Source organism: Marivita sp., from assembly GCF_022763305.1.
GTDB lineage: Bacteria > Pseudomonadota > Alphaproteobacteria > Rhodobacterales > Rhodobacteraceae > Marivita.
This window is the reverse complement of sequence record NZ_JALEGT010000049.1, coordinates 56,399-72,618: the sequence shown is the minus strand read 5'-3', so window position 1 is coordinate 72,618 and position 16,220 is coordinate 56,399. Positions and strand designations below refer to the sequence as shown.

The window sequence follows — 16,220 nt, the reverse complement described above, 5'->3', positions numbered from 1 at the left end:
ATCGGCATCGGTGCCGCAGATGCCGAAGGCGGCAACCAATGGCAAAACTACACCTACACACGCGAGGGCAACCCGCTTGAACTTCTGGTGCCGCCAACCGACGGTCCGCATGTGATCCGTTACTTCAAACAAGACGGGCGCGTTGCCATCGGTGCGACCGACATCCTGGTCACGCCGGTGACAGCCACGATTGAAACAGTTTCCGAAGCCCCCGCCGGGTCCGAGATCCGGGTCGAATGGACGGGTCCGGCCTATGCGGATGACTATATCGGAATTGGCAAGGCAGACGCGACGGGCGGCAAACAATGGCAAAACTACACCTATGTGCGCGACGGATCGCCGTTGACCCTGACCGTTCCGCCGGAACCCGGCGACTATTTGATCACGTACTTCATGTCGCAGGACCGCACGCCGATTGAATCCGTCGCGTTTACGGCAACGGACATCTCGGCGCGTGTCATTGCACCTGCCGAAGCGCAGGTCGGCTCGACCATCGAGGTCGGCTGGCAGGGGCCGGATTACACGGACGATTATATCGGCATCGGCAAACTTGATGCGACGGGTGGAAACAAGTGGGAGAATTACACCTACACCCGCGAAGGAAACCCCCTGCAACTGCAGATGCCGGGCGAACCGGGCGAGTATCTGATCACCTATTTCCAGCAGCAAGATCGGACACCGCTGGCCGAGGTGCCCATCACCCTGACCCCGGCCGAAGTGACGCTGAGTGCACCTGCCCAGGCCGAAATCGGATCGGAAATCGAAGTGACCTGGACCGGCCCCGACACGCCCGACGATTACATCGGTATCGGCAAGGTTGGCGCAAGCGGCGGAAACGCGTGGAAGTCCTATGTCTACACCCGCGACGGCAACCCGGCGCGGTTGCGCGTTCCCGGAGAGACAGGGGATTATCTTGTGACCTATTTCCTTGCCGAAGACCGTACGGCACTGAAACAGGTGCCCATCACGCTGATCGCGCCGCAGGTGTCCGTGTCTCCTCCGACCGAGGCGTTCGGCGGATCGATGATCGACGTACCCTGGACCGGCCCGAACAACCCGGACGATTACATCGGCATCGGCCGAGTCGGCGCCAGCGGCGGCAATGCGTGGAAAAGCTATGCTTACACACGTGACGGGTCACCCGCCCGCATCATGGTGCCCGCCGAACCCGGCGACTATCTCGTGACCTATTTCCTCAGCCAGGACAGGGCCGCGATTCAGCAAGCGCCACTCACGGTGAAGCAAGCCGATGCGCAGCTTGTCGTACCCGAGAGTGTGGCGGCAGGCAGCGAGATCGAAATCGGTTGGACCGGCCCGGACAATCCCGACGATTACATCGGCATCGGCAAGGCGGATGCGGCATCGGGCGGGGGCCAGTGGCAGGTCTGGGCCTATACGCGCGAGGGGTCTCCGGCAAGGATGACCGCTCCGACGGAACCGGGCGAGTATACCGTGCGCTACTTCCTGCAGCAGGATCGCTTTGCGATTGCGGAAGCACCGCTGATTGTCGAGTAAAGCGCCGACTTAGGGAAGCACGTCCCCCCAATCGACCAGACCCTGACGCCCTTCCGGCGTCAGGTCGTACACCCCCTGCTCCACCTTGCAAAACCAGCCGTAATGGTTGTCGCGCATGAGTGTCGTTGCCTTGGCAACGCCGGTGGACTTGGCGACGATCGCGCCTTTCTCGGCCCCTGTTTCGGCGAGATACATCGCACAGCGCAGCGCATCCTGCCGATACGCGGTGACAATGCCATGGCGCGTGGCGCCTCCGGCGTTGGGATCTCCTGCAATCCGGTGAAACTCGGTCAAAAGCTTGTCGCGCTTGGCTTTGTTGCGGCGCGGCGCATAGGGGCCCGGATCGCATTGGACCTCGACCGCTCCGTCGTCGCGCACGGTGATGAAGCCAAGCCCAAGCCGACGACACAGGATGCGGTTCTCCCGCAAAGCGCGGCGCGCTGTCCGACCGGTCGGCTTGGGCACGGCAATGTATACCAGATCGGTCAGGCGAAGACGTGTCACCGCCTGATGATAGAGCGTGAGGTTCAGCCTCAGCTTCAGTTCAACCACGATTGGGTCTTCATCGCCGCGCACCGCAACCAGATCAACCGCGCCCACCTCGCCCTTCACGGCATAGCCCTGCGCCTCAAGAAAGGCCTTCACCGGAGGGTAGAGATCGGATTCACGTTCCATGCCCCATCAATGCGCGACCGCCTTGCTGCTGACAAGCGCAGCGCCTAGCTTTGGTCAGGAAAGAGAGTGAAGGATGCCCGCATGATCACCCGTCTGCTGTCGCTGCTGTGCTGTCTGGTTCTCGCGCATCCCGCGCTTGCGGCCTGCGCGGGAAATGACCTGCGCCCGACCTTGGGCCCGGACGAACAGGCACGTCTGGAGGCGGCTCTGTCCGACGCCCCCTACGCCGAGGGCAACCACTGGAAGGCCACCCGCGGGGACGCAACGCTGCACCTCATCGGCACCATGCACCTGGCGGACCCCCGGCTCGACGGCCCGGCGGGACGGCTGGAAGCCGTTGTCGCAACGGCGGACCTGCTCTTGCTCGAAATGACCCGCGAAGATGAAGAGGCGCTCCAGGCCCGGCTCACGACGGATCCCGGTCTTCTGTTGTTGGCGGATACGACATTGCCCGAACTTCTGGATGACGCACAGTGGCAGCAGATGTCCGAAGCGCTGAGCGCACGTGGTCTGCCGCCGTTCATGGCGGCACGGTTCCGGCCCTGGTACGTGTCCGTCATCCTCGCCGTCCCGCCCTGCGCGGCAGGGACCGATCTGTCGGCGGACGGTATGGATTCCCGCCTGGAACAGGTCGCCGTCGATGCCGGCATTCCACGCGCTGCCCTGGAAGACGTGGAAACCATCTTTGCCGCTTTTGCAGATCAGCCGCTCGATGTGCAGATCGACATGATGCTCTCTGCGCTTGTCGATCCCGCGATCAACGAGGACTTGTTTGCCACGCTGCTGGCCAGCTACTTCGACGAGGCTCCGGCCGAGGGCTGGGCGGTGTCCTCTATCCTCGCCGAACGGTACAGTTCCATTGAACGCGATGCGGCAGCAGAGATCTTTGCCACGATGGAGCAGGAATTGCTGATCGACCGCAACCGCGCATGGATACCCGTCCTTCTGGATGCCGTCGCCGCACATGACACGGTCGTGGCCGCCTTTGGCGCAGCGCATCTGCCCGGCAAGAACGGTGTTCTGGCCTTGCTCGAGGCTGAAGGATTTACCCTCGAACGGCTACCTTTCTGAAATTGCCCTGCCCCGGACCTGGCTGTCATCCTTGAGAAGCAGGGCCAGCGCGCCCATGGTCATTGCAACGCCCACAAGAATAAGACCGGGCGGCAGCGGTCGGCCCAGCGCCATTTCCCACAGGATCACCCAGCTGGGCGTGAGATAGGTATACGCCATCACCTTTGCGGACGGCAGGCGCAAACTGGCGTATTGGAGCAACAGAAAAGTCAACGCGCTGGCAAAGACCGCCGTGTAGGCGATGGTGATCCAGACAATCGGCGGAAGCGTGGACCAGTCCGTGGCCCTGAGCGACGGAAACCCGAAGATCAGCAACAGGATTGCCCCGGCAATCAGAACGCCAAGGGTAAAGACTGAGGGCCGTTCGCCCCGGTTCAGTTTGGGCACCAAGGGCGCATAGACCGCATGTGCGACACAACCGAGGAAGTAGATCATCTCTCCCCGACCGATGACAAAGGCAAGAAACGCCGACAGGTCCGCGCGAAAGATCACCCAAAGCGCGCCGACCCCGCCGATGCCCAGCGCAAGGGCCATGCGCCCGGTCAGAACCTGTCGCAGCAGCAGCCAGCCGAATCCCGCTGCCATCAGCGGCGTCAGCGTGAAGACGGCTGCCATCGACACGGGCGCGCCGGTTTTCAAACCCTCGAACATGAGAACGAAATACGCCACGAGAAACAGGGCGAGCACGACATAGCGCCACGGGGCACGCAGCGCGGAACGGTCCATTCCGCCTGTCGCTGCCACCAATATGGCGAGAATGACGGCGGCGATGACAAAGCGCACCGCATTGAGGGCATCCGGCGCGATATGCGGCGCGGCCATCGACCCAAGCGAGAACGACCCTGCTACAAGGGCCGAGAACGCGAGCATGGCAAGGTGGCCGCGCCGGGCTTCGGTCATGTCAGTCGCAGGACGTGTCAAGCGTCTTGACCGCCTCCTTGAGATGCGCCAGCAGCGCCTGAACCTTGGCCGTGCGATGCAGATCGACATGTGTCACCAGCCAGAGCGGCGCCGCCCATTCCTCTTTCGCTGGCATCACTTCGACCAGTTCCGGGTCCGTTGCACCCTGCATGACCGGCATGAACCCGATCCCGGCGCCGCTGCGCACGGCGGTGATCATGCTGTAGGTGTCGGTCGCTCGAAAGGTGACACGCTCATAAGGCACCTTCGAGCGCAGCCATTGCTGGAACGGCGCACGCCCATCGGGATTGTCGTTCCCGACGAAGACGTGGTTCGGAAGGTCGTCCTCGTCCTTGGGCAGACCGTTCTTTGCGACATAGCCTTTCGACGCATAAAGCCCGATCTTCAACCGCGTCAGAGGTTGAACCACATTGTCCGGCTCGTCGGGCGCAGACCCGGCGCGGATCGCGACATGGGCTTCGCCATACTCAAGACGGAACACGCGCGCATCGGTCAGGTAACGGACCACGACATCGGGATAACCGTCCTTGAAATCCGACAGGACCGGGACAAGAAAATCGGAAAGCTCCACGATCGACGTGACCATCAGATCGCCGCTGACATCTGCACCACGCCCGCGAATGCGACCGACCAGTTGCTGCAACTGGTCTTCCGTCGTCTGTGCAACACGGGCCAGATCTTCGCCGGATTCCGTCGGCGTGTAGCCTCGGGCATGACGCTGGAACAGCTTTACCCCCAGCCGCGCCTCAAGTGCGTCGATGTGGCGGATGACAGTGGCGTGATGCACGCCCAAGACCTCGGCCGCGCCACTGACCGTGCCCTGCCGCGCAACTTGGTACGCTGTGCGCACCTCGTCCCAATGCTCCATGAGTCACCTTTGTGCAAATACTCACATTTCATGCGCATATCTTCCTATTTTGTGCGCTGAGGCAAAACCTAAGTGTTCCGCACAGACAAACAAGTTCGTGACCGGAGAGTTCCATGACAAAAACCGTTCTGCGCGTTGACGCATCCGCCCGCCATTCCGGCTCCGAGAGCCGTGCCCTGACACAACGCATTCTGGATCGTCTTGCGCCTGACGGCGTGATCAACCGCGATCTGGCCGTGCCTTTGCCCGCGATCGACGCCGATTGGCTGAACGCCAACTGGACACCCGAGGACCAGCGCAGCGATGCGCAGCGCCAGACACTCGCCCTGTCCGACACGCTGATCGAAGAACTCAAGGCCGCCGATACCATCGTCATCGGCGCGCCGATCTACAATTTCGGCATTCCCGCAACCCTGAAGACATGGGTCGACCTGATCGCCCGCGCCGGGATCACCTTCAAATATTCCGAAGCGGGCCCCCAAGGCCTGCTGACCGGCAAGCGCGCCATCGTGGCGATCACCTCGGGCGGCACACAGATCGGGTCCGAGATCGACTTTGCCAGCGGCTACCTGCGCCATGTGCTGGGCTTTGTCGGCATCACCGATGTCCAGTTCGTGGCTGCGGACCAGTTGATGGTCGATGCAGACGCATCGCACGCCAAGGCAAACGCGGCGCTCGAGGCACTTGCTGCATGAGCCGTTTTGGCGCGTGGGTTGACTCTGCGCGCCATTCTGCCCTAAACGGCACACAACTCCGGGAAGCCTGACTTTCCGGTCCCATGGACACAGTCCGGGATCGCCCCCCACCAGCGTGTTACGCCCGTGGGGGCGATTGACGTTTGGTATATGCGCCGTTGGCCCTTACATCGGGGGAGCAATCAGCGGCAAAGGAGGCGAAAGCCCATGTTTGAAAATCTGTCCGACCGCCTAGGCAGCGTCTTTGATCGGCTGACCAAACAGGGCGCGCTGTCCGAGGACGACGTCAAGACAGCCCTGCGCGAGGTGCGCGTTGCCCTGCTTGAAGCGGACGTGTCGCTGCCGGTGGCCCGCGATTTCATCAAGGCCGTGCAGGACAAGGCAACCGGACAGGCCGTCACCAAGTCGATCACGCCCGGCCAGCAGGTCGTCAAGATCGTCCATGACGAACTCAAGCATGTGCTGAGCGGCGACGAAGACCCCGGCAAGCTCAAGATCGACAACCCGCCTGCCCCAATCCTGATGGTCGGTCTGCAGGGCGGCGGCAAGACCACGACAACCGCCAAGATCGCCAAGCGCCTGAAAGAGCGGGACGGAAAGCGCGTTCTGATGGCGTCGCTCGACGTGAACCGCCCGGCGGCGATGGAGCAGTTGCAGATCCTCGGCAACCAGATCGGTGTCGACACGCTGCCCATAGTCAAGGGCGAAGACCCCGTCGCCATCGCCAAACGCGCCAAGACGCAGGCGTCGCTGGGCGGTTACGACGTCTACATGCTTGATACCGCAGGCCGTTTGTCCATTGACGAAGAGCTGATGGCGCAGGTCGAAGCGGTGCGCGATGTCGCCAACCCGCGCGAGACGCTGCTGGTGGTCGATGGCCTGACCGGTCAGGACGCCGTCCACACGGCACAGAATTTTGACGAGCGCATCGGCATCACCGGCGTTGTTCTAACCCGTATGGACGGCGACGGTCGTGGCGGTGCGGCCCTGTCGATGCGCGCCGTGACCGGCAAGCCGATCCGCTTTGTCGGTCTTGGCGAAAAGATGGATGCGCTCGAAACCTTCGAGCCGGACCGGATCGCGGGCCGCATCCTTGGCATGGGCGACATCGTCGCCTTGGTCGAGAAGGCGCAACAGACGCTCGAGGTCGAACAGGCCGAGCGGATGATGAAGCGCTTCCAGAAGGGTCAGTTCAACATGAACGACCTCAAGATGCAGCTGGAACAGATGATGAAGATGGGTGGCATGGAAGGCATGCTGGCCATGATGCCCGGCGCCGCCAAGATGCAGAAACAGATGGATGGCGCGGGCATCGACGACCGGATGCTGCGCCAGCAGATCGCGCTGATCAATTCGATGACGAAGAAGGAACGCGCCAATCCGCAGATCCTGCAGGCCAGCCGCAAGAAGCGCATCGCGGCGGGTGCCGGAATGGACGTGTCGGACCTGAACAAGCTGCTCAAGATGCAGCGCCAGATGTCCGACATGATGAAGAAGATGGGCAAGATGGGCAAAGGCGGCATGCTGAAACAGGCCATGAAGGGCATGTTCGGCAAAGGCGGCGCCAGCCCCGAAGAGATGATGGGCCAGATGGACCCCAAAGCACTGGAACAGGCAGCAAAGGCGCTTGGCGGCAAGGGCGGCATGCCCGGTCTGGGTGGCGGCATGGGCCTGCCACCGGGCCTGAGCGGGTTCGGCAAGAAAAAATAGCCCGTGATGCGTGAAGCCCCCGTCATAACCACGCCGCGGTTGCGTCTGCGTCCTCATCGCATGGACGACATGGAAGCCTTCTGGGCCTTCTATCAGACGCCGCGTGCCGTCTTTGTGGGCGCGCCCAAGAGCAGGACCCACCTGTTCTACGGGCTGTCGTCCGAAGTGGTGGCATGGGACTGGATGGGGCACGGCGCCTGGGCTGTCGATACGGCAGACGGCGAATTTGTCGGCCAGGTTGCGATCACCCAACCCCCGCATTTCCCCGAGCGCGAGATCGGCTGGACCCTGTTCGAAAACGCCGAAGGCAAAGGCTACGCCACCGAAGCGGCGACCGCTGCACTTGGATGGGCCTGGGAACAGGGGTTTGACACCCTGGTCAGCTACATCACGCCTGAGAATTCCCGCTCACGCGCCTTGGCGGAACGGCTCGGCGCTGTGCTGGATCATAACGCCACGCTACCGGACGGCGAGACACCTGAGGAAACCGTCGTCTACCGCCACAGCCCGGACAGCGACGGCAGCCCGGAGGCGTACGCATGAGCCTCACCAACGCGCCCGTCCTTGAAACCGATCGCCTGATCCTGCGCGGCCCTGAAAAGGCCGACGCGGAAGCGATGATCGCGTTTCTGATGGACGAGACCCGCTCCGAAGGCTTTGGCGGATACACCAACCGCTCCGACTCGTGGCGATGGTTCACGCTCAATGTGGGTCACTGGCACTGGCACGGCTACGGCTATTTCATCATCGAGGATAAGGTGACCGGCAAACCGGCGGGGATCAGTGGCATTTGGAATCCCGAGGGCTGGCCGGAACCCGAAGTAGGCTGGGTTGTCTTCGATGGTTTCGAAGGCAAGGGCATCGCCTACGAGGCCGCCTGCCGCGCCCGGCAATGGGCATACGACGACCTTGGCTTCACGACGCTGACCTCGAACATCGTTCCGGGCAACACGCGGTCCATCCGTCTGGCCGAGCGTATGGGCGCGGTCTACGAGCGGACCTATGACAACCCCAACATGGGTGAAGACATGCTCTACCGCCATCCGGGACCGGAGGCGCTGGCATGAGTTTCGAGATTCCCGTGATCGAGACAGAACGCCTGATCCTGCGCGCCCCCGGCATGCAGGACTTCGAGCCGCTCTGCGCCTACTTCCAAGACCCCCGGAGCCGCTATAACGGCGGCCCGGCGGAACCGCTTGATGTAGGTCGCATGCTGATGATCGGTCTTGGACAGTGGCATCTGCGGGGCCATGGACAATGGCACATCACGCTCAAGGGCGATGATACCTTCATCGGCTTTGCCGGTATCTTCCACCCGATGGACTGGCCGGAGCCCGAACTGGGTTATGCCGTGACCGCCGAACACGAAGGCAAGGGCATCGCCTATGAGGCCGCCATGGCCGCGCGTCAGGCCGCCGCGACACATCTGGGGCTGACCCACCTGCCCAGTTTCATCGCACCGGACAACGCCCGCTCGCAGGCTTTGGCGCTTCGCATGGGCGCGGTACGCGAGCCCGACATCACGCTCCGGGACAAGGTCGCGACCGTCTACCGCCACCCGAGAATGGAGGCGGCAGCATGATGCGCATGGCCTGCGAAACAGCCCCTACCGGGGCAGCGGCTGCAATTGCCGGACAAATTTCCACGCTTGTCCCGGCCATGCGGACCGACCGTCTTGTGCTGCGTGCTCCACGCGTCAGTGACTTCGACTGCCTTGCAGACATCGCCTGCACCGAGCGTGGCCGTGGCATTGGCGGTCCCATGACGCGGGCAGACGCGTGGCGCGAGTTTGTGCAGCTTTCCTCCGGCTGGATGCTGCACGGGCATGGCGGTTGGACGCTTGAAGATGCACATTCCGGTGACGTGCTGGGCTTTGTCCTGATCGGGTTTGAACCGGGTGACCTTGAGCCGGAACTGGGATTCCTGCTCGATGCCAAAGCCGAAGGTCAAAGCATCGGCTACGAAGCAGGCCGCTGCGTTCTCGACTTCGCGACGGATGTGCTGAAATGGACGACGCTGGTCAGCTATATCGACCCGGCGAACACCCGCTCCATTGCCCTTGCCGAACGGCTGGGTGCGGAACGCGATGGCGAAATCGTCGAAGAGGGCGAGGTCACGCTGGTCTATCGCTACAGCCTGACGGAGGTGTTCTGATGGGCCATCGCGACATCCCCATTCTGGAAACCAAGCGGCTTGTCCTGCGCAGCCCCAAGGCCGATGACTATCCCGATTTCAAGGCCACCTTCGCCTCGTACCGGTCCCGCTTCATGGGGGGACCGCTCAACAGCTACGAAGCGTGGATGCTCTATGCCGCCGAGATCGGCCATTGGGAAATTCGGGGCTTCGGCATGTGGATGGTCCACCTCAAGGACACCGACGAAACCGTCGGCATGGCCGGTGGCTGGTTCCCGGCAAAATGGCCCGAGCGTGAAATCGCGTGGATCATCTGGCCCGACCGCGCCGGCAAGGGCTTTGCTCTTGAAGCGACCCACCGCGTGCGAGGGTATTTCTACGATGAGAAAGGCTGGGAAACGGCGGTCAGCTATCTTGACCCGAAGAACCTCGACAGCATCCGTCTGGCTGAACGCCTTGGCGCGAAGAAAGACCATGATGCGCCGACGGTGGACGGTAACGATGTCTGCTATCGGCACCCGGCCCCGGACGCCCTGCGCGGCACCCAGTTGGGCCATGGCATCGACATGGAAATCGCGCACTATCAGGACCCTCTGTTCAAACCGAAAGGCTGGGCCATTGACTGACATGACCACCGATCCCGTGACCCGCGCCGCAGAACTGCTCAAGGGTCACCGAGAAAGCATCGACCGGTTGGACGCGATCCTCGTGTTCACGCTGGCCGAGCGGTTCAAACACACGCAGGCCGTGGGTGTGCTCAAGGCACAGCACGACCTCCCGCCCTCAGACCCCGCGCGCGAAGCGACCCAGATCGCGCGGCTCGAAGAGCTTGCGACCCAGGCAGACCTTGACCCTGAGTTCGCCAAGAAATTCCTGAATTTCATCATTCAGGAAGTCATCCAACACCACAAACAGAAGCAATCGTGACGGCCCTGCCCGTCCAACCAGACCCTTAGGAGAATACCAATGGCTATCAAAATTCGTCTCGCCCGTGGCGGTTCCAAAAAGCGCCCGTTCTACCGCATCGTTGCCGCCGACAGCCGCATGCCGCGCGACGGCCGCTTCATCGAAAAGCTGGGCACCTACAACCCGCTCCTGCCGAAAGACAGCGAAGAGCGCGTGAAGATGGACGTCGAGCGCATCCAGTACTGGATGGAGCATGGTGCTCAGGCAACCGACCGCGTGGCCCGTTTCCTCGAAGCGGCTGGCGTTGTTGCAAAGAAAGAGCGCAGCAACCCCAAGAAGGGCACGCCGGGCAAGGCTGCTCAGGAACGCGCCGAAGCCAAGGCCGCCAAGGCAGCAGCCGCTGCTGAAGCAGACGCTGCTCCGGCCACAGAAGAGGCAACCGCGGAATAATCGCGGACTGCCTTCGCAGATGGCCGGCCCACCCGGTCATCTGCACCCCTCCTGCCAACGTGCAGGACACCACTCCCCATTTCCCTTCCCCGATCGCGTCACTCTCGCCACAGGCGAGCCAAACTCTCGCGGCTTTTCGCGTGGAGTGTCCCACTTCGCTTGACGCTGCCCCCCTCGCGGGCCATGTGGAACGGAAACCTCACGCTGCCTCAGAGGAGCCGATTGCCATGCTCACACGTCTTGCCCTTGTTTCCGCGCTTGCCTTCGGAACAGCCTTGCCTGCCTATGCGGCTGGTCCTTCGGACACGACATCGCAGTCGGCTGTCATGGTCCCGGCCCCTGCCCCGGCTGCACCCCGGCTGATGTTCACCCTGCGCGGCGGTGTCGCAAGCACGCCCGAATATTTCGGCTCGGAAGACAATGCGATCGGTCCGGACTTCGGGTTTACCTTCAACTACCTGTCCCTGCGCAATGGCCGCACTTTCGGCAATCCTGATCCGTGGGCCGACAGCATGGGCCTGACTTTCGGTGGGTCGTTCCGCTACATCGGCGAACGCAAGACTGACGATTTCAGCGAATTGGCCGGTCTCGAGGACATCGACGCGGCGCTCGAACTGGGTGTGTCGGTGCGCTATGGCACCGAGAATTTTGCCGCCTTCGGTGAAGTGCGCCGCGGCTTTGGCGGGCACGAAGGGTGGGTCGGCGAAGTTGGGGCGGATGCGATCCTGCGTCCGACGGACCGCCTGCGTCTCTCGCTCGGGCCGCGCCTCTTCTTTGGCGATGACACCTACAGCGACACGTATTTCGGCATCACGCCCGCAGAATCCAGCGCGGCCCTGCCTGCCTATGACCCCGATGGCGGCATGGTCTCGGCCGGTGTCGAATTCGGTGCGCGCTACCAGATCAATGATGTCTGGGGGCTTGAAGGTGCGGTCACGTGGGAAAAGTTCACCGATGATGCCGCAGACAGCCCGATTGTCGAACAGGGGTCCGAGGATCAATGGGGTCTGCGCTTCGGCGTGACCCGCGTGTTCAGCATCGGCGGCTGACACGACCTGCAGGCAATTGCCTCCACCGGTCGGTCTGGTCTATCCAGTCAGCCAAACCGACCGGGAGCCTATCCGTGAGTGACAAAGTCTGTGTTGGCGCGATTGCCGGGGCCTTTGGGGTCAGGGGTGAAGTGCGCCTGAAAAGCTTTACTGCCATCCCCGAAGACATTGCGTCCTATGCGCCGCTGGCCACCGAAGACGGCACGCGCAGCTTTACGGTCAAGATCACCCGGCAGATCAAGAACGGCCTCGCCGCGCGGCTCTCTGGCGTCTCCACCAAGGAAGACGCAGACGCCCTGCGCGGCGTTCAGCTTTATGTTCCGCGCGACCGGCTGCCATCGCTGCCGGATGACGAGTTTTACCATGCCGACCTGATCGGGCTTGAGGTTACGGATACGGGCGGTGCCCCCTTGGGCAAGGTCATGGCCGTGATCAACAACGGCGCTGATGACCTGCTTGAATTGCGCGCACCGGGACAGAAGCAGACCGTCCTTCTGCCTTTCACCAAAGCGGTGGTTCCGACGGTTGATCTTGCCCAGGGCCGCATCGTCGCCGATCCCCCCGAGGGCCTTTTTTCGTGACGACCCGGATCGTCATTCATGCGGGATTTCACAAGACCGGAACGACCAGCGCACAATCCATGCTGCGCGAGAATGCCCCTTTGCTCGAACCACATGTGCGCGTCTACCTCAAGGAAGCGTTCGAGGCGCTCACGGAAAGAGCACGTGCCTTTTCCATCGACCCGAAGAAAAAGACGCTGACCGCCGTATCGCGCGCCGCGCGCGCCTTCTTCCAAACGGTCGCACAGGACGATCCGCGCCCGATCCTAATGTCCTCCGAGGACCTTTCAGGGCACATGCCGGGGCGACACGGGCTCGACTGCTACGACAGCGCGGGACTGGTGATGAAAAGCCTCAGCGATGCTGCGTTCCGGCGTTTCGGTCGGGAGACCGATCTGACCTTCTACTTTTCAACACGGACCCGCGATGCGTGGCTGCGCAGCACCTGGTGGCAGAACCTGCGCAGTACGCGGCTCACCGAGGATTTTCAGACGTATTGCAGCCGGTTCGATGCCGCGCGCAGCCTTGACGGCATTCTGGAAGAAATCGCCGAGGATGTGACCTCGGCGCGCGTGACGTCGTTTCGGCTCGAAGAGGCGACGACACTGCCGCTCGGACCGCTGGACCCGCTTTTGACACTTCTGGAACTGACCGATCTCGATCGCTCGGCGCTCACGGTGTTGCCGCCTGAGAATGTACAGCCGGATATCGGAATCGATGCGGTCTTTCTCGCGCTCAATCAAAGCGCGCTGCCCGAAAAGGACCTGCAGGAGGCCAAACGCCTCATCCGGCGGATGGCCCGCCAGCAAGAGAGCTGACTGCCGCCTTTTTGCCGCAGGAAAGCCCCTTGTTCGCCAGAATCCCGGCAATAAGTCGCCATGTGTCGAGGCTATGCACAGTCATTGCTCTGGGGACATCCTATCGTGGATCGCGCAAAACGACGTGTGTTGTTGACTTTGGCCGCCCTGTCGCCGGGTGTGGTCACCATCACTGTTCAGGAATTCGCGATGTCCATCGCCTTCATGGTGCTTGGCATTTTCGGCGCGCTCAGTCTCGCTGCAGCGACCCTGGCCGTATTTCCCAATATCGGCCCGCAAACCCTGACCGAAGGCGAAACCAAACGCCCCCACCCGTCGCTCTTGCTACCATCCGCCATGGCCAGCCTGAAAGATATGGCGCCTGATCCACTGGTCATCCGCGCCACGTTGCAAAGTCGGATCAGCCCGTCGCGGACCGTGCCCGGGTTCGTCACACAGGAAGATCACGTCGCCATGGTGCTCGCGCAGATCATGGCGCGCTGGGAGTGCATGGACGTGTCGCACCTGACCGACGATCAGGTCCGCGAGCTTTGGTTGGTCGAACGGCTCATGCGATGCGGTCCGGCCGAAGCCGGAGCCTTGTCCTGCTTTTTCGTGTCTCCCGACGCGATGCTGGCCATGCGCGACGCGCTGGCGGAACCGGTATCCGTCTGACCTGTGGCCTTTCCTGACCCAAGGCACTAAAGCCTGTGCCGTCATCGAAAGGCAGCGCAGATGGACGACCCCAAGACACCGCCCGCCAGATCTCATGGTCGCAAGGCCATCCGGCCATCGCTCAAACCGCGTGAACTGATGGACCCGACGCCGGAACTGGCACGGGTCTGGAAAGCGCAGGTGATCACCCTTCTGCCCGAAGCCTTTCCCGGCATCCTTGGCCAGTCCCTGACCGGGCGCGCCCTGAAAGACGGGTTGTGGCAACTGGAAACCGTGGCCTTGCGCGAATTCGGCGACGGAAAGCACCGCAATGTCGATGACACACCGGCCGGCGGTGGCGCGGGGATGGTGCTCCGCCCGGATGTTATGGCTGCGGCCATCGACGACGCGCGTGGCCGCATCGCACCGGTCGCCCCGCTCATCTATCTCAGTCCGCGCGGGATTCCGATGACCCAGCAGATGATGCAGCGCCTTGCTGCTGGTCCCGGAATGACCCTTGTCTGCGGCCGGTTCGAAGGGCTGGATCAGCGTGTGATCGACCAGTACCGCATGACCGAGGTGAGCCTGGGCGATTTCGTCCTGACCGGAGGCGAGATCGCGGCACAGGCGATGATCGACGCAACCGTGCGTTTGCTTCCGGGGGTTCTGGGCAACGAGGCCTCGACGGAAGAGGAAAGCTTTTCCCACGGACTGCTGGAGCATCCGCAGTACACGCGACCCGCCGAATGGCGAGGGCGGGAGATCCCCCCGGTTTTGATGTCAGGCCATCATGGCGAGATCGCCAAATGGCGGCGCGCCCAATCCGAAGAGCTGACGCGCACACGCCGCCCTGACCTCTGGGCGGACTGGTCTGCACGAAAGGACAAGGCGGATTGATCCAAGGGTTCAGACGCGTTTCATGCTAAGCACGTGCCATTGCCCGACTCGGAGGAGATAGCAATGGCACTTTCCCTACAGGTGATTTACCCCGTCACGGACGAAACCCATTTCGACTACGATTACTATCTTGGCACCCATATGCCGATGGTGGACGAACACATGGGCGCACATATCGCGTCCGTGCTTGTGACCAAGGGCGTCGCCAGCGGTCCGGACGCACCGCCCGAAAGCTACGCGGTCGCCACGATGACCTTTGTCGATCAGGCTGCGCTCGATGCGGCTCTCGGCGCAGCCGGACCGGTGATCGCGGATATCGGCAACTTCACCAACACGCGACCCCAGATGCTGATTGGCGAAGTGATCGCCTGACCCGGCCGAAGCACTGGACACATGGCGGCGCGCACGAAGTGCACACCGCCAAAGAACCCTTGATTTACGCCAGTGCTTCTGGTTTACGGCCCCCTGTTCCGGGTGTCAGCCCGGTGCGGTGATTCCGTGTTGTCTTCGGACATGGTCCAACTGCACCCGTCCCGGATGTGACAAGACAAAGACGACCTGATCTCTGGCGGGCGCAGTGGCGGACCCGGACGAAGACCAAGAGCTCTGAGGACGCGCAGACCTTTGCGGAGCAACCGCAAGCAGTTTTAGGAGAGAAGCGATGGATCTTATCGCTCAGTTGGAGGCGGAACAGATTGCCGCCCTAGGGAAGACCATTCCCGACTTCAAAGCAGGCGACACCATCCGTGTCGGCTACAAGGTGACCGAAGGCACACGCACCCGCGTGCAGAACTACGAAGGCGTCTGCATCAGCCGCCGTCAGGGCTCTGGCATTGCCGGGTCGTTTACCGTTCGCAAGATTTCGTTTGGTGAAGGTGTGGAACGTGTGTTCCCGCTCTACTCCACCAACATCGACAGCATCGAGGTTGTGCGTCGTGGCCGCGTACGCCGCGCCAAGCTCTACTACCTCCGTTCGCGTCGCGGCAAGTCCGCCCGTATCGCGGAAGATGCCAACTACAAGCCGCTCTCGGGCGCAGACGCGTAAGGAGTGTCGAGATGAAAAAAGACATCCACCCCGACTACCACGTCATCAACGTCAAGATGACCGATGGCACGATGTACCAGATGCGCTCCACATGGGGCAGCGAAGGCGACACGCTCGCGCTCGACATCGACCCGACCGTGCACCCGGCCTGGACCGGCGGCAGCTCGCGCCTGATGGATTCCGGCGGCCGCGTGTCGAAGTTCAAGAAGAAATACGAAGGCCTCGGCTTCTAAGATTTTACCACTTGGTAAAAATCAGGCCGCCCCTCACCGGG

22 protein-coding genes are annotated in these 16,220 nt (G+C 62.4%); 19 read left to right on the top strand and 3 right to left on the bottom strand.

Annotation, left to right across the window (positions count from 1 at the left end):
• Positions 1-1,515, top strand: a 1,515-nt coding sequence (locus MRY75_RS09215) for a hypothetical protein (protein ID WP_292307175.1), incomplete at its 5' end; no start/stop codon positions are given.
• Between the two features lie 9 nt (positions 1,516-1,524).
• Here the strand turns inward: MRY75_RS09215 and MRY75_RS09210 are convergent.
• Positions 1,525-2,190, bottom strand: a complete 666-nt coding sequence (locus tag MRY75_RS09210; protein WP_292307173.1) for a DUF2161 domain-containing phosphodiesterase — start codon at positions 2,188-2,190, stop codon at positions 1,525-1,527.
• 81 nt (positions 2,191-2,271) lie between these two features.
• Between MRY75_RS09210 and MRY75_RS09205 the strand changes: the two genes are divergently transcribed.
• Positions 2,272-3,261, top strand: coding sequence for a TraB/GumN family protein (locus MRY75_RS09205; protein ID WP_292307171.1), 990 nt, complete (start codon positions 2,272-2,274; stop codon positions 3,259-3,261).
• Here MRY75_RS09205 and MRY75_RS09200 read toward each other — a convergent pair.
• Both MRY75_RS09200 and MRY75_RS09195 read right to left on the bottom strand, forming a co-directional pair.
• Positions 3,250-4,161: a DMT family transporter gene (locus MRY75_RS09200; protein ID WP_292307170.1), complete on the bottom strand. Its 912-nt coding sequence runs from the start codon at positions 4,159-4,161 to the stop codon at positions 3,250-3,252. The genes MRY75_RS09205 and MRY75_RS09200 overlap by 12 nt on opposite strands.
• A gap of 1 nt (position 4,162) precedes the next feature.
• Positions 4,163-5,050 carry a LysR family transcriptional regulator gene (locus MRY75_RS09195; RefSeq protein WP_292307168.1) on the bottom strand — a complete coding sequence of 296 codons (888 nt, stop codon included), beginning with the start codon at positions 5,048-5,050 and terminating at the stop codon, positions 4,163-4,165.
• 113 nt (positions 5,051-5,163) lie between these two features.
• Between MRY75_RS09195 and MRY75_RS09190 the strand changes: the two genes are divergently transcribed.
• From MRY75_RS09190 to rpmE, 17 genes are all read left to right on the top strand, one after another.
• Positions 5,164-5,745, top strand: a complete 582-nt coding sequence (locus MRY75_RS09190) for an NAD(P)H-dependent oxidoreductase (protein ID WP_292307166.1) — start codon at positions 5,164-5,166, stop codon at positions 5,743-5,745.
• A 207-nt stretch (positions 5,746-5,952) separates the two neighbouring features.
• The gene (gene ffh / locus MRY75_RS09185) at positions 5,953-7,455 is read left to right on the top strand and encodes a signal recognition particle protein (protein WP_292307165.1); all 1,503 of its coding nucleotides are present in this window, start codon (positions 5,953-5,955) and stop codon (positions 7,453-7,455) included.
• A 6-nt stretch (positions 7,456-7,461) separates the two neighbouring features.
• Entirely contained in the window at positions 7,462-7,998 is a 537-nt protein-coding gene (locus MRY75_RS09180; protein ID WP_292307163.1) for a GNAT family N-acetyltransferase, read from the top strand.
• Positions 7,995-8,522 carry a GNAT family N-acetyltransferase gene (locus MRY75_RS09175; protein WP_292307162.1) on the top strand — a complete coding sequence of 176 codons (528 nt, stop codon included), beginning with the start codon at positions 7,995-7,997 and terminating at the stop codon, positions 8,520-8,522. The genes MRY75_RS09180 and MRY75_RS09175 overlap by 4 nt, the downstream gene beginning before the upstream one ends.
• A complete protein-coding gene (locus tag MRY75_RS09170; protein ID WP_292307161.1) occupies positions 8,519-9,037 on the top strand; it encodes a GNAT family N-acetyltransferase in 519 nt (172 codons plus the stop codon). The genes MRY75_RS09175 and MRY75_RS09170 overlap by 4 nt, the downstream gene beginning before the upstream one ends.
• Positions 9,034-9,609, top strand: a complete 576-nt coding sequence (locus MRY75_RS09165) for a GNAT family N-acetyltransferase (RefSeq protein WP_292307159.1) — start codon at positions 9,034-9,036, stop codon at positions 9,607-9,609. Before MRY75_RS09170 ends, MRY75_RS09165 begins: the two co-directional genes overlap by 4 nt.
• Complete coding sequence (locus tag MRY75_RS09160; RefSeq protein WP_292307157.1) at positions 9,609-10,214, top strand: GNAT family N-acetyltransferase; 606 nt, start codon at positions 9,609-9,611, stop codon at positions 10,212-10,214. The genes MRY75_RS09165 and MRY75_RS09160 overlap by 1 nt, the downstream gene beginning before the upstream one ends.
• A 1-nt stretch (position 10,215) precedes the next feature.
• A complete protein-coding gene (locus MRY75_RS09155) occupies positions 10,216-10,515 on the top strand; it encodes a chorismate mutase (RefSeq protein ID WP_292307155.1) in 300 nt (99 codons plus the stop codon).
• A 39-nt stretch (positions 10,516-10,554) separates the two neighbouring features.
• Positions 10,555-10,944: a 30S ribosomal protein S16 gene (rpsP, locus tag MRY75_RS09150; protein ID WP_292307153.1), complete on the top strand. Its 390-nt coding sequence runs from the start codon at positions 10,555-10,557 to the stop codon at positions 10,942-10,944.
• A 227-nt stretch (positions 10,945-11,171) separates the two neighbouring features.
• Positions 11,172-11,993, top strand: a complete 822-nt coding sequence (locus MRY75_RS09145; protein ID WP_292307151.1) for a MipA/OmpV family protein — start codon at positions 11,172-11,174, stop codon at positions 11,991-11,993.
• Between the two features lie 74 nt (positions 11,994-12,067).
• Positions 12,068-12,574, top strand: a complete 507-nt coding sequence (gene rimM, locus MRY75_RS09140; protein ID WP_292307150.1) for a ribosome maturation factor RimM — start codon at positions 12,068-12,070, stop codon at positions 12,572-12,574.
• A complete protein-coding gene (locus MRY75_RS09135) occupies positions 12,571-13,371 on the top strand; it encodes a hypothetical protein (RefSeq protein WP_292307149.1) in 801 nt (266 codons plus the stop codon). The genes rimM and MRY75_RS09135 overlap by 4 nt, the downstream gene beginning before the upstream one ends.
• A 105-nt stretch (positions 13,372-13,476) precedes the next feature.
• The gene (locus tag MRY75_RS09130) at positions 13,477-14,025 is read left to right on the top strand and encodes a hypothetical protein (protein WP_292307147.1); all 549 of its coding nucleotides are present in this window, start codon (positions 13,477-13,479) and stop codon (positions 14,023-14,025) included.
• Between the two features lie 60 nt (positions 14,026-14,085).
• Complete coding sequence (gene trmD, locus MRY75_RS09125) at positions 14,086-14,901, top strand: tRNA (guanosine(37)-N1)-methyltransferase TrmD (RefSeq protein WP_292307145.1); 816 nt, start codon at positions 14,086-14,088, stop codon at positions 14,899-14,901.
• 63 nt (positions 14,902-14,964) lie between these two features.
• On the top strand, positions 14,965-15,273 hold the full coding sequence (locus tag MRY75_RS09120) for an EthD family reductase (RefSeq protein WP_292307144.1): 309 nt from the start codon (positions 14,965-14,967) through the stop codon (positions 15,271-15,273).
• A gap of 289 nt (positions 15,274-15,562) precedes the next feature.
• A complete protein-coding gene (rplS, locus tag MRY75_RS09115) occupies positions 15,563-15,946 on the top strand; it encodes a 50S ribosomal protein L19 (RefSeq protein ID WP_292307143.1) in 384 nt (127 codons plus the stop codon).
• 11 nt (positions 15,947-15,957) lie between these two features.
• The gene (gene rpmE, locus MRY75_RS09110) at positions 15,958-16,179 is read left to right on the top strand and encodes a 50S ribosomal protein L31 (RefSeq protein ID WP_292307142.1); all 222 of its coding nucleotides are present in this window, start codon (positions 15,958-15,960) and stop codon (positions 16,177-16,179) included.
• Positions 16,180-16,220: the final 41 nt, after the last annotated feature.